Origin of the sequence: Pseudoalteromonas sp. SR44-5, assembly GCF_014163675.1 — a bacterium.
GTDB lineage: Bacteria > Pseudomonadota > Gammaproteobacteria > Enterobacterales > Alteromonadaceae > Pseudoalteromonas > Pseudoalteromonas rhizosphaerae.
The window spans coordinates 1-4,376 of record NZ_JACJDT010000090.1 but is presented as its reverse complement, the minus strand read 5'-3'; the positions used below and the strand labels follow the sequence as shown (position 1 = coordinate 4,376).

Here is a 4,376-nt window from a genome sequence, read left to right as displayed (position 1 = left end):
GCAAACTCGCAAACTCGCAAACTCGCAAACTCGCACTTTTTATCAGACATAAGCAAACTTGCACTTTTTATCAGACATAAGCAAACTCGCACTTTTAATAAGTAACCAGCAAACTCGTATCAAATATGCGGCTAATAATTAACCTGCTACTGCCTTTGTTGCGTATAACTTTAAAAAAAGTTCAATAATTATCGTAATAAGTGTAAATCCGTCAGTTAATTGATGAATTTTTTTGCTACAATTGTCTGGCAAGTAATGTGAGTGAGTTCAACAGCACCATGTGCAGTTTATCTGCTTCCTTTTAGTGAGGTTGATCTTGGTCAGTATATTGTTTTTGTAAAAGTCATATCATAGAAACGGCTCTATGCTCGAGCTAACTTAGTCAATTAGTTGATAAAGTCGGGATTATTCGAGCATGAGGCTGTTAATAACCTTGTTTTAATCAAGGGTTTTAATTATGATCGCTTCTATTTTAAAATTTCGAAAAATTAACCTGCTGTAACTGATGTTCTCAATATAGCAAGTGTTGAGAATCATAGTGGAGATAAGTGGATGAGCAATGCGCCTGTAGACAATGGCCGACGTCGCTTTTTAACCATAGCTACCTCTGTTGTAGGTGGTGTTGGTGCGGCTGGGGCTGCTGTTCCTTTTATTGCGTCTTGGAATCCAAGTGAGCGAGCTAAATCTGCGGGTGCGCCTGTAGAAGTAGATATCAGCAAACTTGAGCCGGGACAATTAATACGTGTCGAGTGGCGTGGTAAACCTGTATGGGTTGTATCACGAACCCCTAAAATGCTTGAGCAGATGAAAGAACACGAAGGTCAACTTCGTGATCCGCAATCGCAAGAGCCACAACAATTAGAATCATCAACCAATGATTTCCGTTCATTACGCCCTGAGATATTTCTCGCGGTAGGTATTTGTACGCATTTAGGGTGTTCACCTGGCTTTTTCCAAGGTAATTTTGGTGAAAAGGTTGAGGGAACAGATGATGGTTTCTACTGTCCATGTCACGGTTCTAAATTTGATATGGCTGGCCGTGTATTTAAATCGGTACCTGCCCCGTTAAACTTAGAAATACCACCTTACACATTTCTTGATGATACCACTATTTTAGTGGGCGAAGAAAAAGGGGTAGCCTAATGTTCGGTAAAATTATTGGTTGGATAGACGACCGTATCCCAATGACACGTGTTTGGAACATGCATATTGCACAGTATCCAGCACCGAAAAACTTTAACTTCTGGTATTTCTTTGGCTCATTGGCCATGTTAGTACTAGTAAACCAAATTCTTACCGGGATTTGGTTAACGATGAACTTTGTTCCGTCTTCTGAGGGCGCATTCGCTTCAGTAGAATACATCATGCGTGATGTAGAATACGGCTGGTTACTACGTTATTTGCACTCAACAGGTGCATCAGCGTTTTTCATCGTTGTATATATGCATATGTTCCGTGGCATGATCTACGGTTCTTACCAAAAACCACGTGAATTACTGTGGTTATTCGGTATGTTTATCTTCTTAGCGTTAATGGCTGAAGCATTCATGGGTTACTTATTACCATGGGGTCAAATGTCATTCTGGGGTGCACAGGTAATCATTTCACTATTCGGGGCTATTCCGGTTATTGGTGATGACTTAACACTTTGGATCCGTGGTGATTATGTAATATCAGGTGCAACGCTTAACCGCTTCTTTGCATTACATGTTATTGCTTTACCATTGGTTATCGTAATTTTAGTATTCTTACACATTGTGGCACTGCACGAAGTGGGTTCAAATAACCCTGACGGTGTTGAGATCAAGCGTAAGAAAGGCTCTGTTGCTGAAGAAGATAAGCCTAAATTTAAATTCCATGAGTATTACACTGACAAGAAAGATATTGTTGATGCGATTCCGTTCCATCCTTATTACACAGTAAAAGATATTGTGGGTGTGGTTGGTTTCTTAATCTTGTTTTGTTGGGTGGTGTTCTTTATGCCTGCGATGAATGGTTTCTTCCTTGAAGGACCAAACTTTGAAGCGGCAAACCCACTTAAAACACCTGAACATATTTTCCCAGTTTGGTACTTTACGCCATTCTATGCAATCTTACGTGCAATCCCAGATAAACTAATTGGTGTTGCTGCGATGGGTGCATCGATTGTAGTGCTGGCGTTATTACCTTGGCTTGACCGTGGCACAGTGAAATCGGTTCGTTACCGTTGTGGCTTCCATAAATGGAACATCGCAGGTTTTGTTGTTACTTTCGTGCTTCTTGGTTGGGTGGGTGCAACTCCACAAACTGATATGAAGACGATCATTTCACAAATCTGTACTGTGACTTACTTTATGTTCTTCGTACTGTTGTTTGTATACAGTAAGAATGAAAAAACTAAGCCATTGCCAGAGAGGTTAACGAAATGATGAAAAAGCTAATTATCGGTTTATTTGCTTTATCAATAAACGTATTGCCGGCAATGGCGGCAGGTCCATCGGTTCCATTAATGGAAGCCGGTAATGACCTAACTGATCAGCCTTCGTTGCAACGTGGTGCAAAGTTGTTCATGAACTACTGTCTTGGTTGTCACCAAATGCAGTATCAGCGTTATGAGCGTACTTTCCGTGATATCGGTATTCCAACAGCCGTTGGCCTTGAGCAGTTAATTTTTGACGGTTCAAAAGTTGGTAGCCATATCACTAACGCAATTACTAAAGATGATGCAGCAAAATGGTTTGGTGCGGCTCCGCCGGATCTAACTCTAATTGCACGTGTAAAATCTCCGGATTATATTTACACGTACTTAAAGTCATTTTATAAAGATGAATCTCGTCCGTTTGGAGTTAACAATATTGTTTTCCCATCGGTAGGTATGCCTCACGTTTTGCAAGAACTGCAAGGTTTACCAACGCCTATTACTGAAGAAGTCGAAGAACATGGTCACACTGTGACTAAAGTTATTGGTACTGAAACAGATGGGACTGGCGAAATGAGTGTAGACGAGTACGATCAAGCGGCTCGTGACTTAACTAACTTCCTTGAGTACGTGGGTGAACCTTCACGTCTTGAATCAGAAGCGTTAGGTATCAAGGTTATCGGATTCTTAGTTATCCTATTTATCTTGGCATTCATGTTGAAGAAAGAATACTGGAGAGATGTTCATTAATTTTGAACATATTTAAAGGTAATTTTGCAATAGGGGCTTAAGCCCCTTTTGCTGTTTTTGTTATTTAATGGAGGTAGGCATGGCCGTAGCTGCCAATAAGCGCCCTGTAATGACCCTTTTTTCTGGTGCTAACTGTATGTATAGCCATCAAGTACGCATTGTACTTGCTGAAAAAGGCGTAAGTGTAGATATTCATCTGGCCGAAAAGGACAACCTGCCAGAAGCACTTCATGAAATTAACCCTTACGGTACAGTGCCAACACTGATTGACCGTGAGCTTGGTTTATATCAGGCAAACATCATCATGGAATACCTTGATGAACGTTTTCCTCACCCTCCACTAATGCCTGTTTATCCGGTAATGCGTGGCCGCAGCCGTTTAATGATGCATCGCATCGACACAGATTGGTACAGCCTTGCTGCTAAAATTTATGCTAATGGCGCTGAATCAGCGCAAGCGCGTAAAGAACTAACAGAAGCTTTACTTGCTGTTTCAGCAATCTTTACTGAAGCTCCTTACTTTATGAGTGAAGAGTTTAGTTTAGTTGATTGTTACTTAGCACCATTACTATGGCGTTTACCAGAGCTTGGTATTGAGCTAACTGGTGCAGGTTCTAAAGAGATGAAAGAATATATGATCCGTTTATTTGAGCGTGAATCATTCCAAGCTTCTCTTACTGAAACTGAGCGCGAGATCCGTTTGTAATGACGCCTAATCGTCCTTATTTACTTCGTGCTTTCTTTGATTGGATTGTTGATAATCAGTGTACACCGCATTTAGTGGTTAATGCTGATTTTCCAGCCGTGCAAATACCAACACAGTTTGTTCAAGATGGACAAATTGTGTTGAATATTAGCCCATCAGCTGTCACACAATTCTCAATGGATAATCAGCAGTTAAGCTTTAGTGCCCGCTTTGGTGGTCAGCCAATGCAAGTATACGTGCCAATTGGTGCCGTGCTTGCTATCTATGCCCGCGAAAACGGTGAAGGCACTGTGTTTACTGCAGATGAGTTTTTAGAAGATGAAGACGAGTTTGCAGCTGAGTTAGAAAGTGTTGATATCGCAGATGAATTATTACCTGACGAGCCAGCTCCTTCTAAGCCTGAAAAGAAAAAAGGCTCACACTTACGTGTTATTAAGTAATATGTAATTGTTTGATAAAAACCGCTGATTAAGCGGTTTTTTTATGCCTGTATAAAAGTAGACTGAAGGTAAAAGGTAAAAG

Annotated in this window: 5 protein-coding genes; all 5 read left to right on the top strand. The window is 40.8% G+C overall.

The features are described from left to right. Window positions 1-552: 552 nt before the first annotated feature. The gene (gene petA, locus H5154_RS22320; protein WP_182719667.1) at window positions 553-1,143 is read left to right on the top strand and encodes a ubiquinol-cytochrome c reductase iron-sulfur subunit; all 591 of its coding nucleotides are present in this window, start codon (window positions 553-555) and stop codon (window positions 1,141-1,143) included. Further along, on the top strand, window positions 1,143-2,408 hold the full coding sequence (locus H5154_RS22315; protein ID WP_149980603.1) for a cytochrome b N-terminal domain-containing protein: 1,266 nt from the start codon (window positions 1,143-1,145) through the stop codon (window positions 2,406-2,408). The genes petA and H5154_RS22315 overlap by 1 nt, the downstream gene beginning before the upstream one ends. Further along, complete coding sequence (locus H5154_RS22310; protein ID WP_182719666.1) at window positions 2,405-3,148, top strand: cytochrome c1; 744 nt, start codon at window positions 2,405-2,407, stop codon at window positions 3,146-3,148. Before H5154_RS22315 ends, H5154_RS22310 begins: the two co-directional genes overlap by 4 nt. 79 nt (window positions 3,149-3,227) lie before the next feature. Further along, complete coding sequence (gene sspA / locus H5154_RS22305) at window positions 3,228-3,854, top strand: stringent starvation protein SspA (protein WP_064667929.1); 627 nt, start codon at window positions 3,228-3,230, stop codon at window positions 3,852-3,854. Then, window positions 3,854-4,294 (top strand): ClpXP protease specificity-enhancing factor, encoded by a 441-nt coding sequence (locus H5154_RS22300; protein ID WP_145236812.1) that lies wholly within the window; start codon window positions 3,854-3,856, stop codon window positions 4,292-4,294. The genes sspA and H5154_RS22300 overlap by 1 nt, the downstream gene beginning before the upstream one ends. Window positions 4,295-4,376 lie beyond the last annotated feature (82 nt).

Bases quoted from the DNA above. Each gene is read 5' to 3' on its own strand.
- petA (WP_182719667.1), top strand. From the start codon at position 553: ATGAGCAATGCGCCTGTAGACAATGGCCGACGTCGCTTTTTAACCATA.
- H5154_RS22315 (WP_149980603.1), top strand. From the start codon at position 1,143: ATGTTCGGTAAAATTATTGGTTGGATAGACGACCGTATCCCAATGACA.
- H5154_RS22310 (WP_182719666.1), top strand. From the start codon at position 2,405: ATGATGAAAAAGCTAATTATCGGTTTATTTGCTTTATCAATAAACGTA.
- sspA (WP_064667929.1), top strand. From the start codon at position 3,228: ATGGCCGTAGCTGCCAATAAGCGCCCTGTAATGACCCTTTTTTCTGGT.
- H5154_RS22300 (WP_145236812.1), top strand. From the start codon at position 3,854: ATGACGCCTAATCGTCCTTATTTACTTCGTGCTTTCTTTGATTGGATT.